This window comes from Rheinheimera sp. SA_1, assembly GCF_001669775.1.
GTDB lineage: Bacteria > Pseudomonadota > Gammaproteobacteria > Enterobacterales > Alteromonadaceae > Pararheinheimera.
In genome coordinates this window covers 453288-477582 of sequence record NZ_LXWK01000017.1, presented here as the reverse complement: position 1 = coordinate 477582, position 24295 = coordinate 453288, and the positions used below count along the sequence as shown (strand labels likewise).

The window sequence follows — 24295 nt, the reverse complement described above, 5'->3', positions numbered from 1 at the left end:
TCATTAAATTGGAATTGACTGGTGTTACAAGCTTTAACCCGAAATCAACTGTTCTGGCTCTGTCAAACAGGCGGCTGGGCCGTGTACGCTTTGCTGACGGAGTTGATGATTAAAATTCCCAGTCAGGAGCCCTGGCAGATCAGTCTGCCGCATCTGCTGCTGGATACTTGTTTCGGTTTTATCTTAACCCTGCTGCTGCGAGCCTGGTATCGCCATGTCAGCGCAAAAGAGTTGCCATTAAAAGTGATCTGGCATCTGGCGGTGATCTTTCTCAGTTGCCTGGTGTGGACGCAGTGGAAATGGCTGACGCTACAGTGGCTGTATGGCCAGTTGTGGCAGTGGATGACCTGGTTCGATTTTGGTACCTGGAATTCCGCTTCGTTAACGATCTTACTGACCTGGACCGCCTTGTATTACGCCTCCAAAGCAACTTTCGAAACCATGGAGCAGCGGCAAAAGGCGGCAGACGCTATCCATCTGGCGAAAGAAGCGCAACTTAAAATGCTGCGCTATCAGCTCAACCCGCATTTTATGTTTAACAGCATTAATGCCATTTGCACCTTAATTTTGAAGCAAGATAACCAACATGCGGTTTCGATGCTGGAAAAGCTATGTGATTTGCTACGCTACAGCTTGTACACAGATCCGTTAGCGAAAGTGACAGTGGCGGAAGAAATCCTGATTTTACAAACCTATTTTGATGTAGAGCAGTGCCGGTTTCGCAGCAAACTAAACGTTTCAATTGTGGCCGACGAGGAAGTAAAAAATTTCCTGATGCCATCTTTATTGCTGCAACCGCTGGCAGAAAATGCTTTAAAACATGGCATGCGGATGTCGCAACAAAGTTACGCTATTACCGTCAATTTCAGCCATCACGACGGACAGCTGCAGATCAGTATGCTGGACAACGGCAGTGGTTTTGAACAGCAAGCGCTGGCTGATTCTACCGGTATCGGTTTACACAATTGCGAAGAGCGGTTAGCGCTGATTTACCCGGAGCAAAGCGCATTAAGTTTTGGCAACAGGGCTGACGAAGGCGCCTGGATTAAAATTTGTATCCCCAAAGAACTTGCGCAGTCGACGGCGCAGGGAGCGGCAACATGATCCTCAACACCTTGATACTAAACACGGTGATTGTCGATGACGAACCCGCTGCCATCGAAGGCCTTCGCATCAGGCTGCAGACATTTCCTGAAGTCCGGGTGATCGGCGAAGCAACCAGCGTGGCCGAAGCGCTGACCCTCATCAACACCTTATCGCCTGATCTGATTTTTCTCGATATCGAAATGCCGGAACAAACAGGCTTCGACCTGATCCGGCAACTGCAACCGGAACAATGCCCGGCTATTGTGTTTGTGACCGCCTTTCATCAACACGCCGTAAAAGCCTTTGAAGTCAGGGCGCTGGATTACTTACTCAAACCCGTAAAACAGCAACGACTCGCCGAAACCATCGGCCGGCTACGAGAGATGACCACCAGCCGGGCTGACAAAGCGCAAATGCTGGGAGCAGTTGCAGAAATAACCAAAAACGTTCACGGCCACAGTACTGAAACCATCGAGCCGCAATACTGTATCGAACGCCAGAAGCTGGTGATCGAGGATGGCCGCAACCCAATCCAGTTGATCCCCTATCAGGATATTATCTGGATTGACGCCGCTGGCGATTACATGTGCGTCCACACTAAAGCCGAAACCTACGTCATGCGCGCCCGCTTAAAAAGCCTGATCAACGAACGGCTACCCGATGTATTTGTGCGAATTCACAAATCCACCGTCGTCAACCTGACGCACATCGTCAAACTGCTGCCGCTCTATAACTCGGAATATCACGCGGTATTGGTCAATGACAAGGTGCTGAAAGTGAGCCGCACTTATGCGCGGGCTTTGAAGCAGCGGTTGGTTTAGTGATGTTGGAGGGAATTGTTGTGTGAGTGAGGATTTTGGTGTGGCGCAACAGGTTCAAATCAATGTATCCATCAAACAACAGGACTCACTCGACGCATCCTGCAACTCACCCTGCGGGTAGCGCTTTGCACTGTGCCAAAACGCTCCCGACGTTTTGGTCGAACAACAGGTTCTCATCAAAAATATGACCATAAATGAAAAAGCCACCAAAAGGGGGGGGTTGACATTTATGGCGCACACGTCACCCGCCATATACCGCTAGACGTAGAAGCATTCCGTACTTTACAAGGCTGGCAAGCGGACACAGACAGCACTGGCATTGTGTTTAAAGGCCAAAACGGCAACGCGATGTCCGATATTGGCAAAGGCTGGGATAAGTTATTGGAAGATGCCGGTATCACTAACTTTCGCTTTCACGACTTGCGCCACCACTTCGCCAGCAAACTGGTGATGGCCAGTGTCGATTTAAATACCGTTCGTGAACTGTTAGGTCATGGTGATTTAGCCATGACCTTACGCTACGCCCACTTAGCGCCCGAGCATAAAGCGGCTGCTGTGAATTTGATTGGATAAGGATTGATATGGAATATTACCGTTTAGGTTCGGCTGCCAGAAAATTACATCTGAGTGAGGATGAATTATGGGATTTTTCCGAACAAGGAAAATTAACTTTTTCAGCCTATGTACCAAAGCAGGTTGGCACCATCTGCAATCAGGAATTGTATGGTCTTGGTATTGGTACTTTATCGGGTTACACGTCCATCCCGAAATGGACTCTCAACCGCTTGTATCAACGTAAAACAATCTGGATAGAGCAAATTGCAATTGAGGAAAGCCACCAGATTTTCATAAATAGCCGTGAAAATCCGTATAAGGCTGACTTACCGAATAAATATCTAAAAGGTTGGGTTGGCGACAACAATTCTGTACTACAAAGTGAAAATGGTTTTTTCTGGATAGGGCTTCGGGAAGCTAATAATGGGGCTGACTTTTTTTCCGCGTTTCAATTCATGATTGACCAGCCACAAGCTATTAAGGAAAGTGAAGGCCGGTTAAAACTTATCGAAAAGCAGCTGTTAGCATCAAAGCAACTTGAAACTGCACATATTGAGAATTCGACTGATGACCTCAGAGTTTCGGAAACTTGTCTGGTTGAACTTAGAGAAATTTTGCGAATGTCAGACATCGACACAGATGACGGTAAAAGGGGATTCGACAAGTTGATTGTTAGGATGATGGAGCAGTTTCCAGACCACAAACCGAGTCAACTATGGCGAATGTTAAAAGCCGATAGTATCAGAGCAGAGCGTCTTTATGACATTGAAGAAATTTTAGATGAAGTTGGCACAGACGAGTTGATTTGGAGTGATAGACATGGAAAGCCGAGAACCTTGAAAAAGAAGAGTTTTTACAATCTGGTAGATAGGATTTTAACAGACGTAGAAAAATGCCAGAGTAGATCTAAGTACCATTTAGGTAAGACGTGACTCTCTGACAGAAATGGTCGTTCAGAATTAGGAGATTGAGTGACAGTTTTAAACATAATGTACTTTTGTAGCTCTTTCAAATCAGTATGCTGAAAAAAACACGATTTTACATGGAACAAATATTTTTTTATTCTGCAGGTACTTCATGACTTGACGTTTACAGTTTGCTGAAATATTAATGCTTTAAAGGTAATTTAAAATTCCGTATTATCTCAACCTAAATGTCTGAGATAAAAAACATTATGATTAATGTGTAAGGTGATTCATGAATCCATCGGATTTTTTTTATTCAATGTCGGGTAAACAACGTTTACTGGCTTTTATTTTGGTGGCATTTATTGTTTCAGTCTATCCATTTCTCATTGCTGACAACCCCGCTGCTGCAATGATTGTCGGGCTGCTGTTTGTAGCCATAATCTGGCTGACGAAATTTCTTTGGCACCCGGAAAACTACGGAAAAAACAAAGTCAGGATGGCTTCTATTAGTGTCCTATCTGTGGTGGCACTCTCTCAATCATATTGGTCGCAATTGATCCACAAGCTATTAGCGAACTTTGAGGGGCCTCCATGGCTGGTCAAAGTGATCGTCGATATTCCTGCCCCCACCCCCTCTGCCTTAGTACTGTTCTTTGTACTTATGGGTATTTTCATCGTCAATTACTTGATGAGAGATAGTACGGTGATGAAGCAAACCGAACACAATGGATTAGGCAGTTATTCTGAGGCGGAGCTTCGCATAAAGTTACTAGGCCTTAAAAAACGGCTGGCAACTGACCTTGATGAAATCAATGAGAATTCAAACTGGAGCGTAGAGCAATATGAGCCGATCCGTGCGCAGGTAGAACTAAAGAAGGTTGCAAGAAAGAATCGGAAAGTTGCGGATCTGCTTTCTGCCATCAAGCAGGACATTAACAATAAAATATTTTTGATTTTAGGCGATCCAGGATCTGGGAAGAGTGTCGCCTTGAGAAAACTTGCCGAAGACCTGCTTGACGAGTTCGAACAAACTGGAAAACTCCCGATATATATAAATTTACGCGAATGGAAAAAACAAGACGGATGGTCAGCCGAAAATCCGCCAAATACCGAGGATCTCGAAGCTTTTGTTATCAATGATGTCATGAAAAGACTGAAAGTGTATCAGCGTGATTTTTTGAATGAAAAGGTCGACAAATCCGATAAAACCATGTTCTCTGCTTTGTTGGATGCTGGACGATTTTACCTGATCTTAGATTCTTTTGATGAACTGCCTCAGGTACTTGATGTGGACGATGCATCCAATCTCATCGACGAGCTATCAAGTGTTGTCTATCGGTTTTTGTCTGCCAGTCATGGCAGAGGCATCTTGAGCTCCCGGCAGTATCGTCAGCCTTCGAAAAAGTTTTCTGCCGACGCTGAACTTATAGTACGGCCATTCACCGAGAGACAAATCTACTCGACGATTGAGAGAAACTCAGCTTTTCGCACCAGCCAAGTATCTGAGATGTTGTGCACACGACCAGATTTGGGACCAATACTTCGCAACCCTTTTACTTGCGGTCTGTTGCAAATGTACTCTCGCACTAAGCCACATCAGTTACCTGCTAATCAATCTGAGTTGTACCAAAACTATTTTGATGAGAGGTTGGAAAAATGCAAAGACCAGATGAACGAATTCAAGAAGAAAAACGGGAAAACGTTAACGAAACAAGATGTACTCTTTCATGCGCAATTGGCTGCCAACGAGCTTTTCTATCATTATGGTCTGGAAGGGCCTATTGAGGAACTTACAGACAGAATTAGTTTGGCGCGCAGCGAAGATAGAGAAATAGTCCGTTGGTCATTGGAGATTTTAGTCGGGGCTAACATTGCTCGGATTGGCAAGGGGCCTGAAAGGCGATTCTCATTTGTCCATCGCCGGTTTACCGAGTACTTCGTTGCGATTACTTTATTAAAAGATCCGCAGAAACTTCCACTTGCATCAATACCTCAAGACTCGAGATGGCGTGAGGCGTTGGTGCTGGTTGCTGAGGTGGCAGATGATGATGTTGCTAGGGGTATGGCCGAGTATTGTTGGCAGAAAATAATGCAGTTTTCACCTACGCAGGGCAAAAGCCGCAGGAACGTTTACTCGGACTTGATCCACCCGCTGAGATTCTTGCGGACAGCTTTTCGAGGCAGAGTTGAGAGTCTCCAGCATTTTCGCAATGAACTTGGTCAACTTGTTATAAGCATATTGCGAGGGAATTCGGACATTCTGATCAAGAAAAATGCGATAGAAGCTACATGTATTCTAGAAGATGCACACGTCAATAAATCTCTTGCGGGGGCATTTAATCTAAATAACGACTGGTTGTCGGAAACTGCAACAGACTCATGCCGAAATTATGGAAAACTTGGCAAGTTACTGGAGAAACGTCTGCTGAGCTACTTTTGTAAACTCGACTATGACCACTTTATGAGTAGTGCTGGTGACATCATATTTTCCTTGTCTCTTTCTGACTCTTTTCGCTCCATCAACCGGTGGTGCAAGTTTAGACGTGTCGATGGCTATATCGGTCGTTTGGGGCAGTGCGCAATCCTAGTTTTAGATCCGGCTTTGTTTCTTATCTGCTGGTTATGGGTAAAATGTATTGTTTTCATGACCGATTATATTGATATAACTACGTCGCTCCGTCGTGACAAACGCCGTCTCAATGATTCGGATAGTCTGTCGTATAAAAAAAGTAATCGAATAATCCTCCGTCTGGTTTTAAGATGTATGGCTTGGTTTTCCGGCAACCTTAAAACACAACTTTCTTTTACTCAACGTAAAAAAATACTCATCGCTAGCGGGTTCTATAAAGGGAACAAATCAAATCCCATGTCTATTTCAGTAAATCGAAATTTCCTAGTGAGGTTTGGTTGCGCCTTAGGCATAATCTTCTCAGTTAGTTCTGGTTATAAATCCATCACCTACAATACATTTGGTGAGCATTGGCTGTTGGTACCATCAATTTTTTATTTTGTCATCGCGCTGACAATTTTCCCTTGGTTTTACATTACGAGAACTATAACTTTAGCAATAACTGACAAATTGCCTGACGTATTGTTATCCTTAATAGTGGGAGCCATTTTTTTTATTCCCGCGGTCATACTATTCTACATTTTTTATCAAATAGACATTCACTCTTGGGTCTTTCTTGGCTTTATGTCCCTGCTTATAGTCGCAATGGTGGTTGTTACGATAAAAGATCTCTATCATCAAGTTGTTGTAATGTTAAGTGATAGGCGAACATACAAAGATTTGTGTAAAGAAAAAAACTGGACTAGAGAAATTATCGCAGTAGAGTTCTTCATGTTCAAAACAGACTATTTCAGGCACAAATACGTGCTTTACTTGGACATGAGTAGAGCGGATCCGAACGGAGATTGGCCGGGTGATGAGTTACCAAATGTGCTTAACGACCGTGGCAGCACGTATCTGGCACAAATGGAGGAACGGTGGCTCGGACTGGCAGGCGCCTGATGCGTATGTATCAACACTTTAAGTACGTTGTGTGTTCTTAGTCATCTGTAATGATATTACCTAATATCAAGGCGGCTTGCTTGACGAAATTGATAAGAATCCCTGTTGAGCCGGGTCGTTTGAATGCAGACAGTGACTCCACAATCACCGTTTCTTCATTCAACCAGCTAATGACAAAGGTAGCCTTACATTTGTCTTAATGCCACTGATCTTATAAGCAAATACCGGAACCTTGAACAAGAATTTACAGCAACTAATCATTATCCAAGTAGTGCTTACCGGGGTGTTCGGATTAATTACTCTCTTAATCCAAGCGACTGCTATAGCGTCGCCTGATTAAGACATTAGCTTCTGCTCCTCGCTTTTTAATGTCCTTAGGCGTTTATTGAATTTGTGGTGCGCATGTTTTTCAATGATCGGTAAATTCAGAATGATCACCGGTGGTAAATTAGGATGTTATTCTATAAATAGATTTTTTGTTTTTACAACTTGGCAAGGCAATTATCACCCGCCTGCACCAATGGCGGCTGGAACAGGCCGTAGGCCGCTCTTCGCCTTTACTTGGAGTTCTGTAAATAACTGTACTGACTACTTATTGATATGAAGAAACTATCTGGATTAATTGTGAGTAATCAGATATTGAATGCATTGGCTTTTCATTTCCAAATGCAAATTTCAAGTTCTCTTCTTGTTTTACGTCTTCATCAGTCCAATGAGTTATTTCTACAAGGAGTTTCCAGTTCGCATTATGAAACTCGCGACCATATTTTGCCCAAACAGAAACCAATCCAGCCTTATTTGCCATCGAAATATCTTTTGGCACCGAATCGCCAACATATAACGCTTCGTTTGGTTTTACTCCTTCCTTGCTGCATATGTCTAACAACAATTTAGGGTTTGGTTTTCTTTCTTCTCTAGGTAATTGCACCACCCAATTTAAATCATCAGGCATCAAAATAGGTCTCTTAATGTCTGGGTGCGACGATGAATCTGATTTAAGAGTATACAGATGTTTAAAGTAGTCTCGAATAGAAAGATCTTTTATTCGTCCTGAGGAGTTGACATCAAAAGATTCTGTATGTCCAACTATAGTTATGCCGCGTGAGTGAAAGTATTTCAGTGTCTCGAAAACATTCGGATATAGTTTTAAAGTTGATTCAGCTGTAATCTTGAACTTTGAAAAAGCGGGTTCAAGATTATTGTATATGATGTATTTTTCATTTGTTCCATAGTGTTCAATAATCGACGGTAGCTCTAATGCCGCATATGGTCGCTCTGAATTATGGTATTTTTGATGGATTTTTTTGAAATCTGAAATAAGTGTATTTCTATCAATTGCCGTAATTGAACATATTTCAGCAAGCATCGCTTCGAAAGACTGTGAAAAAAAACCAACCCAGTCATATAAGGTATTATCAAGGTCAGTTATAATTAATTTAATCATTGTAGGGGAACCTTAACTCATAATCTCCTGACAGATTTGCTGCTTCAGGAGATATTTGTTTGTACTGAAACAGTATGTCTTCGTCAGTAAATTTTATCTTGCAAACCCAATTCCCTTTTGATTCACCAGTATGGCTAGTAACTACACCGGAACTTCCCAAAGATAAAATATTTAATCTATTAAGTCTGTTATCAATTGAAGTTACTTTGTGAGTAATAACGGAACGTTCAATTTTGCAGTTGAAATTTTGATGCATATGTCCATGAAGTAGAAAGTCAAATTGATGTTTAGTCAACCATCTAGATAATCTCTCTGAATCAAGAACAGTACTATAGCGAGCATCATCATAGCCATGTTCTGTCAAAGAGACTGGTATCAAATGATGATGCATTACACAGATTCTGGTTAGATTTCTAGGTTTGCTACCATTGAACTTCATCATCTGCTCGACATGAGCTAATTGCTCTTGTCCTATAAAACCAAAACCTTGAAAAGATTCTTTCTTCTGCTGTAGCATTACACTATTCAAAAAAACAATCTCTACCGGCTTTGTAGAACCAAGAACAAAACGACGTCCTAAGCATAAGAACTCGTTTGGCTTCAAATCAAAAAACTTCCTGTATAGTTCAGAGTAGTTGTCCTTGGCAGCATTGAAATTCGCTTGAATATTACTTTCATCTATTGCTCCCATGTCATCGGCGTGGAATGCTAAATCGTGATTTCCTGGGCAAAAACCAATCCATGATTTATCCAAGCTAGCTATTGTACAAATGGTGCTTAGAAAATCTCCTGCGAGATCAAATTCATTTTTCTCAGCTGACCATGACATATCACCAGATATTATTAAAGTTGCTATGTCTTTATTATCGGTTAGGTTATATGCGTGCCGGAGAGTGGTTGCAAGCGTATTCTTCTGTGAGCTATCAGAATGCACCTCGAAGGCGTGTTTTCCGTTACTATTAAAGTGCGGGTCTGATATCCAAAGGATACTATCTCTATAGGAAAAGTTCACAGAACTATCAAAATGTCTAGGTTCAATGGATGACATTGTAGATAGCATTATTTTATGGTGCTTATCTTCAGATTTCCTTTCACGAACAATCCAAATAGTTCTGTTTTGCTCGGAAAGTTCAGCGGAGTCGAATATTATTTTGTTATTAAACATATCATAATGGTTATCCTTAACGAATAACTCGGAAAGATCACAGTATGATTTTACCCCGATGATATTTTTTTCGTCTACTTCTACTATGGATAGTAGCTTCAGCCACATTAAACATTTAGTTTCTAAATAATAATTAGGAGTTGCACTGAGATCTGGGCTCTGTATCCTATTAGGTACATCATGAAAAATCCGTTCGCAACTTGCTAGATAAAATTTTCTTTGTGCAGAGTCGAAAAGATAAATATCGTTTACAGTTTTAGTCAGCCCCAATTCTACTAAGGAGGTTAAAGGAAGTTTTTCATGCCCTTTGTTCCACCATCCCCAGTAGACAAATCCTTTCTCCGCAATGATTCTCTGGTGCCGATTAATTGTTTCATTCTCGGGACAGGAGAGATCTCTAAATCTGAACAAAGCGTGCATAGTCACTCCTTGATAAAACGCTTGAAATTTAACATTATGGCAACATTGTGCTTTTTGCAAGCCAAAGATGAAGTTAATACCTGTTTATGTAGAGCTTACCTGATTTAGCGCAATGGCTACAGTCAGTTCGCTACGTATTAAAATTACCTATTTGAGAGGAGGAACATGCGCTTCACTTCACAAAGGAGTGGGGAGAACAATCAAATCTGCTATAAATCTGCTATAAAATTTTCTAACAGGCATAAAAAAGCCACTTGAGTTTCCTCTAAGTGGTTGATTTATATGGCGCACACATCAGGATTGACTCGGTACATCCTGTACCTCACCCTTCGGGCAGCGCTTTGCGCTGTGCCAAAACGCTCCCGGCGTTTTGGTCGAAGGAGGTTCAAATCTGTGTATACCCCATAAATGCAAAAACCACCGCAAGGGTGGTTTTGACATTTATGGCGCACACATCAGGATTCGAACCTGAGACCTCTGCCTCCGGAGCGAGAAAAAGCTAATTAAATCATAAACTTCCATGTACCACTATAAACAAAGTTGCGCTATAACTGTCTGAAACATATCTGGTTTTTTTAGGCGGTTTGTTCTTCATCGTTCATTCATTTTCACGACTGCACGATAGAACTGCTACATAGGTGCTACATGGGAGAAAACTGAGTGGCAATCAGGGCGAAAATCAGCAACACGTCCATCAAGAATTTCAGGCCGGAAGACCAGCGTTTAAATGACACTGAAATCACCGGTTTTCATGCCCGTATTACGCCTGAAGGGAAAATCCATTATTACCTCTATTACCGGCTCAACGGTAAACAAGTGAACTACAAGTTAGGCAGCGAAGGGCAAATTACGCCAGCACTTGCCCGAGATCTCGCCAAGCAAAAAATTGGTGAGGTGTCTAAAGGCACTGACGTTCAGGAAGTGAAAAAACAAGAACGTATTGAGCAGAAGCAAGTCGAGCTGGCGACACTTCGAAAGTTTATCGAATCCAAATTCGCCCCTTGGCTCTATTCCCAAAATCCGAAAACGGCCAAAGCGCGCATCGACGTTTTTAACACCAGCTTTGCCCATCTGATGGATTATCAGTTAGCCGATATCAAACCGCATTTAATTGAACAGTGGCGTATCGAGCGCAAAGCGAAGGGCAATAGCAATGCCACCATTAACCGGCAGATCACCAATCTGCAAAGCTGCTTAAGCCGAGCGGTGGAGTGGGAGGTGATTGAAAAGTACGAGCTGAACAAAGTGAAACGATTGCCTGAAGACAACTCGAAAATTAGATACCTGTCCAAAGTCGAAGAAAAGGCACTGCGCGCCACCATGCGCGAGCGGGATGCCAGAATCAAACAAGAGCGCAGCAACGGCAACAAACATCGGGAAGACCGTAGCTATGAATTATTGCCTTGCCTGAACTGCAAAGCCTTTGCCGATCATCTGGAACCCATTGTGCTGCTGGCAATGAATACCGGCATGCGGCGCGGCGAAATTCTAAGCCTGTGCTGGGAAAACGTCAGTTTTGATACCAAAACGCTGACAGTGCAGTTTGAACATGCCAAATCAGGCAAAACCCGCCATATACCTCTCAACGGTGAAGCGTTCCGCACTTTGCAAAGCTGGCAAGCTGATACAGACAGCACCGGTATTGTGTTTAAAGGTCAAAACAGCAAAGCCATGACTGACATTGGCAAAGGTTGGGACAAACTGCTGGAAGACGCCGGTATCACCAACTTTCGCTTTCACGACCTGCGCCACCACTTCGCCAGCAAACTGGTAATGGCCAGTGTCGATTTAAATACCGTTCGTGAACTGTTAGGACATGGCGATCTTGCCATGACCTTACGCTACGCCCACTTAGCGCCCGAGCATAAAGCGGCTGCTGTGAATTTGATTGGATAAAAACGACATGAATTTAGTGACAACAGATAGGAAATACTACCGACTTGATGAGCTTGCTAATTTTGGGGTGACTGAAGGAACTGTGCGTTACTTGATTGAACAGGATAAGTTGCAGCCAGTGTTTTTTTTACCACCATCTCACTATGTGTTAGGTGGTTACCATGCGAATAAGTTTAAGGGGTTTGCCATAGCTTGGTACAAGGGGCTTGTTTCAATCCCTTGCTCAAAAGTTGTCCAACTTTTGAGCAAGGGAAAGGTAACGTCAACTGAGATGAATCTGCTTCAACGTGAAAAAATCACAGTAGTATCGTCTGAATATCCGTTTGATGTTCCGTGGCCAAATAGCTATATCGGTTCATGGTTGAAAGCTGATCTAGCGCAAATAAGCTGGTCTGTAATACCAGCCAAAGCTTATCCAAGAGAATGCGACAGTTTGATGGCAAGTTTTGTTGATATGCTTAACACCATAAATTCTGGTTCGAGAACTGCGGTTGATGATGCTACCAAATTAGAATCAAAAATCTTTGAAAATCACCCGAAAAGGATACTTTCTGCCGCTGGTCAAAATTTTAATTTTGTAGATATCTGTATCCAGACCACAGACTTAATTAGCATTGGGCTGTTTGATATCAATCAACCATCAAATGAACTACCGGATAATCAAGAATCCACAAAGACTGGTGCTTTTGACAACCAATTCAAAAATGAATTTGAAGAATTATTAGCACGAATATTAATGGCGAAACCACAGTTGAAAGCAAAAGAAATCCACCGATTTTTGTGTGTGGAGGCAGAAAAAGAGGAAGACTCAAGAGTTTTTGATCGGCACAATGTTCTTATGGGTGAAACAAATGGCATTATCTCGTGGCGCGATAAATATCGTGGAAATGTAGAGTGTTCTTACACGCTGGACAGTCTAAGGAACGTAATAAGCAGAGTAAGAGGTAAGCTACATCAATAGCTGGAATCGTTAAGTGCAGGATTGGCTACTAAGTCCAGCTGGTTTAATGTAGATCTTTCATATTTTTATATTTCATTCAAGGAACGTAAATGAAAAGCATAAATATATTGTCTTTGGTTCAGGCTTGCAATTCATTGGAAGATGATCTCTATGCAATTTTTCTAGAATATTACGGCGTAGGTATCAGAGAGCAAGAAGCTGAAGACCTAAGTGTTTTTACAGAATCTCTGTATGACTTGACTGATGATCAAATTATTTTTGATAGATATTATGTTGGCTATAAAATACCACAAATAAGCAAGGAATTTGATCTATTGAGATTTGGCTTTGACTGCGTGATTAATGTCGAAATCAAAAGTTCAAGTAGTGAAGATAAAATGCTTAATCAGCTGGTCAGGAATAAATCATATTTGAGCTATCTTGGAAAGAAAGTTCATAACTTTTCTTTCGTGTCTAGTGTTGCCGAACTTTTCTACCTTAACGACTCTGGAAGATTGGAGAAGGTGGAACTTTCAATGTTAGAAAAATTATTACGTGAACAGGTTGTTGAGGATGTTAATGATATTGATGATTTGTTTAATCCTTCCGATTATTTAGTTTCACCATTTAACTCGACAAAAAAATTCATTGAAAATTGCTACTTTCTGACAAATCAACAAGAAGAGATAAAGAACCGAGTAATATCCTCATTGCAAACATTTAAAACGGAATTTTTCGTATCGATAACAGGCGGTGCAGGCACAGGGAAGACATTGCTTGTGTACGATATTGTTAAGAGCTTACGGAGTTTAAAAAAGAAAACATTGATTATTCACTGCGGATACTTAAATGACGGGCAAGAATTTCTAAGAAAAAAAGGTTGGGATATTATTCCTATAAAAAACTATAAAAACGTTAAGTTATCTAATTACGATGCGGTTTTTATTGATGAGGTTCAACGTATATACCCTGAGCAACTTCAGGATATAATAGAGAGTGTTAGACAGAGTGGAGGTGGTTGTATATTTTCTTATGATAAACTTCAAACTCTTTCTAGCTTGGAGGAGTCAAGAGATATCGATTCAAAAATAAATTTAATTAATTCAATTTTAAAGTATAACTTGACCGAAAAAATAAGAACTAACAAAGAAATATCAACATTTGTAAAAATGATATTTAATGAAAAAAGAAATTTAAAATTAATAAATAAAGGTAATGTTGAATTGAATTACTTTAAAAATATAGAGGATGCGAAAGCATATGTTTCATCTTTAGATTGCTCGAAATGGGAGGTTTTGAGATTTACCCCGTCTCAGTATAATAATGAATTTCATGAAAAATATTCAGAAGGTACAAAGCAGACCTCGCACAGAGTAATTGGACAGGAATTTGATGGCGTGGCAGTAACCATTGATCAGTTTTTTTCTTATGATAAAAACGGTGAATTAACATATATTGGGCGTGCGCATTATAAGCCAGTGAAAATGCTCTTTCAAAATATGACTCGTGCAAGAAAGAGGTTAAACATCATCATAATATCGAATGTTAAAATTTTGGAAAGGTGTTTATATATTCTGAAATTATAGTTTAAGTAATTAAGTTGAATATACTTTAATTGAGATTTCCCACGAATTATTTTTTCTTATAAATGAAATTTCCACATTCTATGATGTTTGCGATAGAGCATACCCGCTAGTCTTCGGCTCAACAATATGCATCGTTTAGATGGTTAATGGTTGCGACGGTATGCCCAAATGCAATTCGCGTCGCAACATATATGTATTACGAATTCCGGTAAATCATATTTTGGCAAAAGCCTGAGAAAAGTGCTTTTGATGCTTGTGAAACCTGATTCCTCCGGCGGAATTTAAACGGGTTTGATTGCGAGAGAATGGTTTAACAATGTAACCCCAATTCCCTTTTTGTGAGAAGTAGATGACATAGTCAATTTTTGTGTTGGAGTTTTTCCACTGATTTCTAACAATGACCGATTCATCGGTTGTCTCTAACGATTTTATCTGTACACGATAAAAAACGTTACCGTCCGAGATCAACAAATCTGTTTTGCGGCCGTGATCTAAGTAGGGCTGAAAAACTTCCCAGCCGTCAGCCATAAATAGGCCTGCAGCATATTGTTCGAAAGAGTGACTTTGATAGTGACGATGTTGTTCAGAGGCAAGAGCCGAAGTTTTAAGTGGCATAGTTAATCCAAAAATTAATGCCGTTGTGTGTTTTATGGCTACATCACAACGACAGAGCTCACCATCAAGGTAGATCTCTAAATAATTTAAGAAGCACTATACCGCCACGGCGTGTATCGAGTAGTAACGGAGGCCAATCCCGAATTTCCAATAAGATTGAAAATTTCGTAAATACTACTATCAGCCCACAAGGGGCGTGTTTCCAGTTCGTAAATAGACTAATTTAGAAAAAGGCTCTCGTCAATTCTAATTAAAATTCACCAGAATCATCATTAATTCACCAAAATCCTAATCGGCCATTTTTCATCATTGATTATCTCGTCGTTCATCAACGTACAGGAGATAACCCATGAACTCACCAAGCAAAAAAGTCCTATCCGAAATTGAAACTGCCGAGTATATCGGAATGAGTCGTTCTTTCCTGCGCCAGTCGCGGATGGAAGGTAATCGCGAAAACCGCACACCTGCACCACCATTTATTAAAATTGGCCGGTCAGTGCGTTACCTGAAAGATGATTTAGATCTGTGGTTAAGCAACTTGCAGAAGTTCAGTCACCTGAGCCAGTGCGGAGTGTCTTTATGCTAATCCGCCATCCAAAACTATCTCCAATGGTGCAAGTGTTACTGAATTGGTTTGTGGCAGATCCTAACAATGCCATTGAATGGTGTACCAGCGTTGGCCGAAGCTTTGGTGAAATTGTCGTCATTGGAACTGCTCCTGCAAAATGTCTAAAGCCTTCGCTAAATACCTTGTTGCAATATGGTCTTTTGCAGCAAACCGAAGTGCTTTTATTTGGCATCCGCTGGACGCGCCTTTCAGTAGCGGCCGGAACAAAGTTTCTAACCGTCTCGGAGTGTGCTGATGACTATTCCTAGGCTGTCCGAGTTAGAGCGTTTGCTACAACAACTTGATGAAGTTGATTCTGCTTTTTACCTGTCATTGCATGCAGATGACCGGAAGTTTCTGCGTAGTAAATTAGAGGGCTTGCCCTATGACATTCAGATAATACTGTTTAATAACTACCGTTCAGCAGCAAATATCGTCAAGGCAAATACCGATCTTCGGTTAGTGACGGCTGAAATAGACCGGATACTGCCGGTGATATTCCTGCGTGACTTTAATATGTGCGAGAAACGCCGGTTCGATTTGTCCGAAGAGTATTCCCGCCGAATGAACCGGATGTATTTGCGTGAACTCAATATAGCCCGTTTTCAATTGCAGCCGGAATTTCAGAGAATTTCCGCACTCGTTTCTGAAATTCATGCAGGAAATGCACTGACGGTTTCAGAAAACTCAAACTCAGTTTCTGAAATTATTTCAGAAACCGTTCCGAAAAATTCCGAAATAGTTTTAGAAATTCCAGAAACGATTTCTGAATCAGTTTCAGAAAAAATTCTGAAATTTCCAAAAATATTTCAGAAACCCGTTAACGCGCAAATCCGCACCAATGCCGGAGATTTCGGAAATTTTTCGGAAATTAATGCCGTTAACGCACAAGTGCGGATGAAGGCGAACCAAGCCGCATATTATGCATGTGCTGCATATATGAAACAGCTCGGCTTGTTACCGCCAAAACTCACAAAAAAGACCGGCTTTTCCGGCTGCCTGAAACGTATGCAAGATGCAATTTGGTGGCGCAAGCAATTGCGCAGAATCCAGAAACGCAAAACTGAAGAAGTCATGAGGCTACTTGGTAAAGTCAGTAAAAGGGCAGGCAAGTATTGCAGCGATTTAACACTTAAAAACCGCTTAGCCGCAAAAGCCGCTTCAGCTGATTTTATGGCACGAACTTATATTGTTAACCAAGATCAGCAGCGGTATTCACTAAAAGAAATTTCCGACAAGAACGTATCCAACCCAACAATCCGTAAAGGTGAGTTGATGACCCGTATGCGTGGTATTGAAGAGATTGCCAAAGAGCATGGACATGTTGGCTCTTTTGTTACGCTGACATGTCCGTCTAAATATCACTGTGCCTACGCCAGTTCTGGCGATCGAATCCCAAACTGGAATGGCGCGACACCTTATCAAGCTCAACAATATTTAAACCAAGTCTGGGCAAGAATTCGCGCTGAACTGGCGCGCCAGGAAATAAACATTCAAGGGATGCGAGTTGCAGAGCCACAACATGACGGCACACCGCACTGGCATATGATGTTGTTTATGGCACCAGAGCAACTTGCTGCTTTTAGTGCGGTAGTGATGAAATATGCGCTGGCAGAAGATGGCGACGAAAAAGGAGCCAAGGAAAACCGCGTGAAGCTGGTTGATATTGATTTAGAAAAAGGTTCTGCCACCGGTTATATAGCTAAATACATTTCTAAAAATATCGACGGCCAAGGGCTTGATGCTGATATTGATGGTGGGAATGCCACTGTTGCCGCACAGCGTGTTGAAGCATGGGCAAGTTGTTGGGGGATTCGCCAGTTTCAGCAAATTGGCGGTGCGCCGGTTACACCGTGGCGCGAACTGCGCCGTCTAAAAGCTGATAACTCAAAAGATGAGCAATTTGAAGCAGTTCGTTTAGCTGCTGACAAAGGCGATTGGAAAAGCTACGTGCAATTGATGGGCGGAGTGTCCTGTAAGCGCAAAGACCTGTTAATCCGGCCTTATTACGAAGTTCAAGCCGACCAGCAAACCGGCCTGATCAAAACCAGTTGGTTTGATGATCAGATCACGTTCAAGTTGAAAGGTTTGCTTTACGCAGGAAGGTCAATTATTACCCGCCTGCATCAGTGGCGGTTGGAACAGGCCGTAGGCCGCTCTTCGCCTTTACTTGGAGTTCTGTAAATAACTGTACAGATGCTAGAAAAAATTTGTGCCAAAGACCGATAATTAGGTTTTTCGAAAGCAAAGCTAAAAGTACTTTTGTTCTATTCATGTGTCAATTTGTTGTGTATTGCAGAGCATTCAACCTAGTTATTAATGATAAAATAGGAACTAAAGTATATATATTGTTGAACTTACTTTGAAAAACGGATAGCCTGAAATTTCACAAATCTTAACTGCGGCAGCAACTTTAGGGATCTTGTCGTTGAAGTATCCTATTAGGAGTTATAGGTATATATGCGTATATTTTTAAGCTGGTCAGGGGAACGAAGTCGAGCGGTCGCGGAATTATTGGATGAATGGCTTCAATGTGTAATACAAGCCGCAGTTCCATGGATGTCAACAAAAGACATTGACCGAGGTTCTCTTTGGTTCAATGAAATCGCTGATCAGCTCCAAAATACAAGCATCGGAATTATATGTTTAACTAAAGAAAACAAGAATAAACCATGGATACTCTTCGAAGCTGGTGCCCTAGCCAAGGGTTTATCGTCTAATCGTGTTTGTACACTCTTAATTGATCTGCAGCCAACAGACGTTGGAAATCCTCTTGCACAGTTTAATCACACATTTCCTGTTAAAGACAGTATATGGCAGTTGGTTGTAACTTTAAATAACAGTCTTAAGGAGCAGAGGCTCAAAGAGAAAATCTTGGAGCAAGTATTTGAAACCTACTGGAGCCAATTCGATCAGCGACTTAAAGACATACTTTCTGATTTTCCGGAAACCGGAGAAAACGAGGTACGATCTGAAAATGACATATTACTTGAAATATTAAGTTCTACACGTTCTATGGAACGTAGGGTTCGAATGATTGAAAATGACAGCCAACATAGAAGCGACAGCCAACATGTACGCCCCAGACTTGAACCTGATGAAGCGAGAAACTTAATAAACGAACTAATTAATGATGGTGTACCTGAAGAGGTAATAACATCAGTACTCTCTGAAAAAGGAGTGCCATTTGTATTTATTAGACGAGCCCTAAGGAATTTAAGAAAGGATGGCGATGATGTCTAACTGTGTTCTTAAATTGCGTACTTCATTAAGGCTTGTGCATTATACAAAATATTAAATTTTTATAGCAAAGGAGTGTGCTTTGGCTAATCCTCGAGTTTTCATTAGTTCTACATATTATGATCTGAAGCATGTTAGAGCTTCAATGGATATATTTATTGAATCATTAGGTTACGAAACAGTCTTGTCTGAAAAGGGAAGTATTGCTTACTCTCCAGATATGGCTTTAGACGAATCTTGCTATAAAGAAATCTCTAATACCGACATATTCGTTTTAATTGTTGGAGGTAGATATGGTTCCGAAGTCAGTGAAGGAGATAGAAAACAAGATAAGGATTTTTTTGATCGTTATGAGAGCGTCACAAAAAAAGAATTTGAAGAAGCTAACAAACGTGACGTGCCCACATACATTTTAATTGAAAATAGTGTCTATTCTGAATATCAAACATATTTAAGAAATAAAAATAACATTAATATTTCATATGCTCATGTTGATTCGGTAAATATTTTTAAGTTTATTGAAAAAATTCTATCTCTCCCAAGAAATAACGCAACTAAAACATTTGAAAAGTTCTCTGATATAGAAAGCTGGTTAAAGCAACAATGGGCAGGGTTGTTTCGTGATCTTTTGCAAAGAATGTCAGAGCAAAAAAAATTCACCGAACTTTCCCACCAAGTTGATGGGTTAAGAGAAATAAATTCGACTTTAAAGACATACCTAGAGTCTTTGATGAAAGCTGTTTCGCCTAGTGAGTCAGAAAAAATAATCATGAACGAAGATAAGCGATTAAACGAATTGGATAGAATAGAGAAGATTAAATCCAATCCTTTAGCTCGATTTTTAACTAATGACTATAATTTAACAATGTCGGAACTAATTGATGCAGTAATTAGTGCTAAATCAAGTATTGGATTTGTTAGGTCTCTAGAAAAAACTGGAAAAATTCCTAGTGATGACCATAGTATCGTTGAGATTTTTGAAAACATTCCAGATGCAACAAATGATTTAAATAGGATTCGGCAAATTCTTGGTTTAAATGAATTGCGAAAGCATCCCAGAATATCACGCAATAGAAAATAAAAGCGACGAATGAGTGATTTTGTTATTTCATGAATAATTCAAACGATAATTTTGTTGCTTTTACTGCCACTACTGCCCGAAATTAATAGATCATGGTGTTAAATTTGAAATCGATACTGCTTGGATTAAAGCGCCATTATTGGCGATTCTTTGCGTCAATATTTCTGTGCTATAGTGCTCTTTGGACAATTACAGAGTCTATCGCATTTTTCTACCCCAGTTGGAATTTACAGTGTTTCATCACACATCTTATTTTCATCGTGATTAGTGTGATAATTGGCATTATCCGAGTTCATCAGCCTAGACGAGTAACTATAAAAATAAACGCCACTGATACGATAATTAATATCTATTATGGAGATATTTTTAAGCAACATGGCTATAAAGCTATATCCGTCAATGAGTATTTCGACAGCGAGCTAGGTGAGCCAGTTTCAGAAAATTCATTGCATGGAATGGTCATAAAACAATTTTTTGGTGGTCATCCGGAGTCTTTTGATCGAGCCGTTACAAATGACCTTCTGAACATTCCTTTTGAATCAGTGCAAGGAAAGAGAGGGAAGATAAAAAAATACCCGATCGGCACCACAGCTAAAATCGTAGCAAATGGACACAATTTTTTGCTTTTCGCTTTAAGTAATACAAATCTACAGACTTTCAAAGCAAGCTCAGATCTTTTAACAATGATCAATGCTATGAATGGCCTTTTCGAGCGTTCTAGAAATAGTACTGGAGGAGAGAAACTAAATATTCCACTAATTGGTAGCGGACTATCAGGTGTCGGTTTGCCTTCTACCCAATTGCTACAATTTATAATACTATATATCATTGACGAAACTAAGAGGCGTCAAATATGCAAGGAAATTGATTTGGTTTTACACGAATCAAGGTTTGAGGAAATAGATTTAGAAAATATACAAAGACAATGGATATAGTTTTTATAAATAGAAGATGTGTATTTTATACTTGTGAAGTATTTGACTTGCAAGATTTTTATATTAAATTAATCATTAATATGTTTGTGCAAGTGAATTTAATTTTAAACTTGTGAGATATTATGTTTTAATAAATATAGATAGTTGAACTATTTATTAAACATTAATTTTTAAGGCGAAGCTAGTGTGCAATTCAAAAATTGTATACGGTTTTTTAATGCTGACTTAAATTGAAAAATTAGTACTCGCTGGTGCTTTTGAAATTTTTTATTCTTTAGTCTAATTCAAGGTGAAATTAATGTTTTCCTGTCCTGAATATAGCTCATTTATGATGCTAATATTATTGGCCTCAGGCATTAAAAGCTCACATCGACGGTAGACCGAAACGAGCCATATACTTCGTTTAAAAAGGAACCGGTTTTGACGTGCTTTTACAATTCGATGTATCAAACAACTATTATTCAACAAATGAGTATGGGTAATAAACACACTTTACGCATCAGGGATTGTCATAAACTTGATAATTTTATGTAACTGGAAAAATTAATCTCGACACTCGCAATTCTCTGGTGGGGTCGGTATTAATTTCTACAATTCACTTATTAAGTTACTTTGTGGTGGTAATAGATACAAAAAAATCCAGTCAAATACAATTGCTAACAATATGCGCACTAACCCAAAATTACTACTGCAGTGAGAAATCAGAAACTACCGGCACGCTATTGACCAATAGCATGGCTGCTCCGAAACCTACAACTTCCCATGCAGTAAAAGTTAAAATTGAATCGTTTATCTGTAAAACAATTGCGTCCCAATATTGGGGCTTGAGATCAAAAGTTACATCACCGGATAATCACTAGAAATTTATTTTCGCGCACCAGAACAGTGTTTTCAGCGAGCAACTGCTATAAATCTGCTACATAGGTGCTACATGGAGAAAGTGACAGGCATAAAAAAACCACTTGAGTTTCCTCTAAGTGGTTGATTTATATGGCGCACACATCAGGATTCGAACCTGAGACCTCTGCCTCCGGAGGGCAGCGCTCTATCCAGCTGAGCTATGCGTGCGCGACGGTGGGCATTGTATTGTGCCTTGGGGTGGTTGTCCAGCCGCAAAATCTGGCTTTGCGTAGTTTCGTGATTGATGAGTCAAAATTTGAGCAGTTTCGTTGGCTGGGTGGATTAACCTACGACCGCAGCGGTGGTTTGTGGTTTGCGGCTGTGGCGGATGTCCAGAGGCAGGGTGATCACAAAGCTGCAACCAGCTTGCGTTTTGATTGCCCTCTCTAGATTTGCTTTCGCGGGGTTTGCTGGCGATTGGTTGGCAGGAACGGATTCGGCTTGTGCCAGTTCTATCTGGCCCTGTAGGTTTTGCAGGGTATTAAAGACGATATTCAGGCCAAGACCCAGGCAGCCCTGGCCGAGTTTGGTGCTAAAGAAAGGGTCGAAGACTTTGGCGACCAGCTCCGGCGGGATGCCATCGCCATTGTCGGAAAATTGCAGCACGACTTTATTCTCTGCGGTGTTTGCCGCTTCACGCAGCTGCCAACTCAGGCTGATTTGCGGCTGAGGCAGGTCAGTCAGTCCGTGGTGTAAAGCGTTTTCGGTGAGCGCCGTCAGCACTTTATTCAGCTGCGCCGGATAACTGATGATCGTCACATCCGGGCCGTTCAGTTGCAATTGTACCGGTGTTGCCGGGTTGAAACTGAGCAGCAAGCCTTGCATCAAATCACTGAGGTATGACTGCAGCGCCAGCGGCTCGGGTTCGGCCTGTTCATACTGGGCGGAAATTTGTTTAAACCGTTGCACCAGCTCGGCTGCTCTATTGGTATTGCGCTCGGCCAGTTGCAGCATGTCGCGGTTTTCGGCTAAACCTTGCTGTAGATCGGTGGCTGACAGGGTTTTGGCTTCAAACTTCTGTTGCAGTCGCTGCAATTGTTCGTCACAGCCACTGACGGCCGTGAGCACAATTCCTAATGGCGTATTTAGCTGATGCGCCATTCCCGACACCAGACTGGTCAGGGAAGCCATTTTTTCTGCTTCAACCAACTGCTTACGGGTGCGTTGTAAATGGTTCAGACTTTGTTCCAGCGCCAGGTTCTTCCGGCGAATGTTCAGCACAAAAAATAACGTCAGCGCTAAGATCAACAGCGCAGCGCCAATCGCCAGCCATAACCTTTGTTGTTGCGCTGTCGCCGCCAGTTGCGTCAATTCGTGCTGCCGCCGGCTTTGTTGTAATTCGGCATCTCTGCTTAGCAAACCAAATTCGGCCGCACTTTGCGCAATCGACAAGTTATACCGTTGTTCGGCTAATTTTTGCTGGGCTGTTAGCGCCTGTTGCATCGCCTGCAGGGCCAGTTCCGGCTGTTGCTCGCGATAGAATTCTACCTGCAGTTGCCAGGCGAGAAGTTGCCATTCAGCCTGTTGGCGCTGGATAGCAATGGTCAGACTTTGTTTTAGTTGTTGTTGGGCTTCGTCGATCAAACCGGTACTAGCGAGTGCTTCGGCCAAAAGTAAACCGGGCTCAATGAGCTCCAGATCCAGTTTGCCAGCACGTAATTCCAGGCATTGCCGCGCGAAATCAATGACTTTGGGCCATTGTTGTTCTGCTTTGGCTACTTTGGCCAGATTTAGATAAGACCAGGAATACTGAGTTGTCACTTTATGTTCAAGCCGCATCGCCAGTGCTTGTTGGTGCAGCTGCCGTGCAGTGCCGATATTGCCTTCTGCCAATGCTATTTCGCCGAGATTGTTCAGCGCAATCGCTTTTACCGACGGATCATCAGTGTTCACACCGTGTTGATAAAATTTTTCCAGGTAACGTCTGGCTTCAGCGAATTGGCGTTGTTTGATCAGGATCAACGCCAGATTGTTTTCGGTTTGCCGGGTGTAATGAATATTGTTTAAAAACTGAGATTTCTCAAGCGCTTGCCGGTAGTGTTGCATCGCAGGTTGATACAACCCCAGGCTCGAGAAGATGTCGGCCAGAATATTATGGTAGCTATACAAAATGGCCGGATCTCTTGATTCGAGACTCAACGCTTTTGCCTGTGCCAGTATGGCAATAGCATTATTGGTTTGATTCATACTGTGACTGTAGTCAGCTTTGCTATAAAGCAGGCGGATCTGCTGTTCCAGCGTCAGTTGCAGCCGGTGTTGTTGCAAAATGTCATCAATCAGATTGACGCCACTCTGATAGTCTTGCCTGGCGGCCGCAAAGACTGTCTGACGCAATTGATTAAATTCAGGTTCTGGCATGGCAACTGCGGCGCTGCACCATAATGCCAGCAATCCGTAGCTGAGTATTTTCACGATAGAGATTCAGGAAAAGAGCAGATTTTTGCAGTATAGCTGCGAAACCGGCAGTTGCCAGTCAGCGGTGAAGCCGTCGTTTTAACAATACAGGAGCCCGGGCGGGCTCGCTATTTTATGCTCCGGCGAGTTGCAGCAGGTGATGCTTGCGTTCAACGCGCCGGAGCCTGAGG

Annotated in this window: 18 protein-coding genes and 1 tRNA gene; 14 read left to right on the top strand and 5 right to left on the bottom strand. The window is 41.6% G+C overall.

From position 1 onward, the window contains the following. Positions 1–21: 21 nt before the first annotated feature. The 5 genes from A5320_RS17660 to A5320_RS17640 all read left to right on the top strand — a co-directional run bounded on the left by A5320_RS17660 (position 22) and on the right by A5320_RS17640 (position 6881). Positions 22–1104: a sensor histidine kinase gene (locus A5320_RS17660; protein WP_231916766.1), complete on the top strand. Its 1083-nt coding sequence runs from the start codon at positions 22–24 to the stop codon at positions 1102–1104. After that, complete coding sequence (locus tag A5320_RS17655; protein WP_082971856.1) at positions 1101–1907, top strand: LytR/AlgR family response regulator transcription factor; 807 nt, start codon at positions 1101–1103, stop codon at positions 1905–1907. The genes A5320_RS17660 and A5320_RS17655 overlap by 4 nt, the downstream gene beginning before the upstream one ends. A 225-nt stretch (positions 1908–2132) precedes the next feature. Continuing rightward, positions 2133–2480, top strand: coding sequence for a tyrosine-type recombinase/integrase (locus A5320_RS17650; protein WP_082971855.1), 348 nt, complete (start codon positions 2133–2135; stop codon positions 2478–2480). A gap of 8 nt (positions 2481–2488) precedes the next feature. Beyond that, a complete protein-coding gene (locus A5320_RS17645; RefSeq protein ID WP_068068001.1) occupies positions 2489–3394 on the top strand; it encodes a hypothetical protein in 906 nt (301 codons plus the stop codon). Positions 3395–3659: 265 nt separating this feature from the next. After that, entirely contained in the window at positions 3660–6881 is a 3222-nt protein-coding gene (locus A5320_RS17640; RefSeq protein WP_068067999.1) for an NACHT domain-containing protein, read from the top strand. 592 nt (positions 6882–7473) lie between these two features. On the opposite strand, the gene A5320_RS17635 is transcribed toward A5320_RS17640, so the two are convergent. Next, entirely contained in the window at positions 7474–8325 is an 852-nt protein-coding gene (locus A5320_RS17635; protein ID WP_068067996.1) for an HAD family hydrolase, read from the bottom strand. Beyond that, the gene (locus A5320_RS17630) at positions 8318–9910 is read right to left on the bottom strand and encodes a metallophosphoesterase family protein (RefSeq protein ID WP_068067994.1); all 1593 of its coding nucleotides are present in this window, start codon (positions 9908–9910) and stop codon (positions 8318–8320) included. The genes A5320_RS17635 and A5320_RS17630 overlap by 8 nt, the downstream gene beginning before the upstream one ends. Positions 9911–10570: 660 nt before the next feature. Here A5320_RS17630 and A5320_RS17625 point away from each other — a divergent pair. The 3 genes from A5320_RS17625 (at position 10571) to A5320_RS17615 (ending at position 14332) form a co-directional block, all read left to right on the top strand. Next, entirely contained in the window at positions 10571–11806 is a 1236-nt protein-coding gene (locus A5320_RS17625; protein ID WP_068067991.1) for a tyrosine-type recombinase/integrase, read from the top strand. A gap of 7 nt (positions 11807–11813) precedes the next feature. Continuing rightward, the gene (locus A5320_RS17620) at positions 11814–12767 is read left to right on the top strand and encodes a hypothetical protein (protein WP_157605991.1); all 954 of its coding nucleotides are present in this window, start codon (positions 11814–11816) and stop codon (positions 12765–12767) included. Between the two features lie 89 nt (positions 12768–12856). Further along, positions 12857–14332 (top strand): DNA/RNA helicase domain-containing protein, encoded by a 1476-nt coding sequence (locus A5320_RS17615; protein WP_068067985.1) that lies wholly within the window; start codon positions 12857–12859, stop codon positions 14330–14332. A gap of 213 nt (positions 14333–14545) precedes the next feature. Here A5320_RS17615 and A5320_RS17610 read toward each other — a convergent pair whose 3' ends face one another. Then, complete coding sequence (locus tag A5320_RS17610; protein ID WP_068067982.1) at positions 14546–14947, bottom strand: group I intron-associated PD-(D/E)XK endonuclease; 402 nt, start codon at positions 14945–14947, stop codon at positions 14546–14548. 349 nt (positions 14948–15296) lie between these two features. Between A5320_RS17610 and A5320_RS17605 the strand changes: the two genes are divergently transcribed. From A5320_RS17605 to A5320_RS17580, 6 genes are all read left to right on the top strand, one after another. After that, positions 15297–15533 (top strand): helix-turn-helix transcriptional regulator, encoded by a 237-nt coding sequence (locus A5320_RS17605; RefSeq protein ID WP_068067978.1) that lies wholly within the window; start codon positions 15297–15299, stop codon positions 15531–15533. Next, positions 15527–15823, top strand: a complete 297-nt coding sequence (locus A5320_RS17600; protein WP_068067974.1) for a hypothetical protein — start codon at positions 15527–15529, stop codon at positions 15821–15823. The genes A5320_RS17605 and A5320_RS17600 overlap by 7 nt, the downstream gene beginning before the upstream one ends. Further along, positions 15810–17738 (top strand): replication endonuclease, encoded by a 1929-nt coding sequence (locus A5320_RS17595; protein ID WP_068067971.1) that lies wholly within the window; start codon positions 15810–15812, stop codon positions 17736–17738. Before A5320_RS17600 ends, A5320_RS17595 begins: the two co-directional genes overlap by 14 nt. Positions 17739–18014: 276 nt before the next feature. After that, positions 18015–18797, top strand: a complete 783-nt coding sequence (locus A5320_RS17590; protein WP_068067968.1) for a TIR domain-containing protein — start codon at positions 18015–18017, stop codon at positions 18795–18797. A gap of 79 nt (positions 18798–18876) precedes the next feature. Next, entirely contained in the window at positions 18877–19875 is a 999-nt protein-coding gene (locus tag A5320_RS17585; RefSeq protein WP_068067966.1) for a DUF4062 domain-containing protein, read from the top strand. Between the two features lie 104 nt (positions 19876–19979). Then, the gene (locus A5320_RS17580; RefSeq protein WP_157605987.1) at positions 19980–20810 is read left to right on the top strand and encodes a macro domain-containing protein; all 831 of its coding nucleotides are present in this window, start codon (positions 19980–19982) and stop codon (positions 20808–20810) included. 991 nt (positions 20811–21801) lie between these two features. Here the strand turns inward: A5320_RS17580 and A5320_RS17575 are convergent. Both A5320_RS17575 and A5320_RS17570 read right to left on the bottom strand, forming a co-directional pair. Beyond that, positions 21802–21878, bottom strand: a tRNA-Arg gene (locus A5320_RS17575). Positions 21879–21992: 114 nt separating this feature from the next. Next, on the bottom strand, positions 21993–24122 hold the full coding sequence (locus A5320_RS17570; protein ID WP_157605984.1) for a tetratricopeptide repeat protein: 2130 nt from the start codon (positions 24120–24122) through the stop codon (positions 21993–21995). Between the last annotated feature and the right edge of the window lie 173 nt (positions 24123–24295).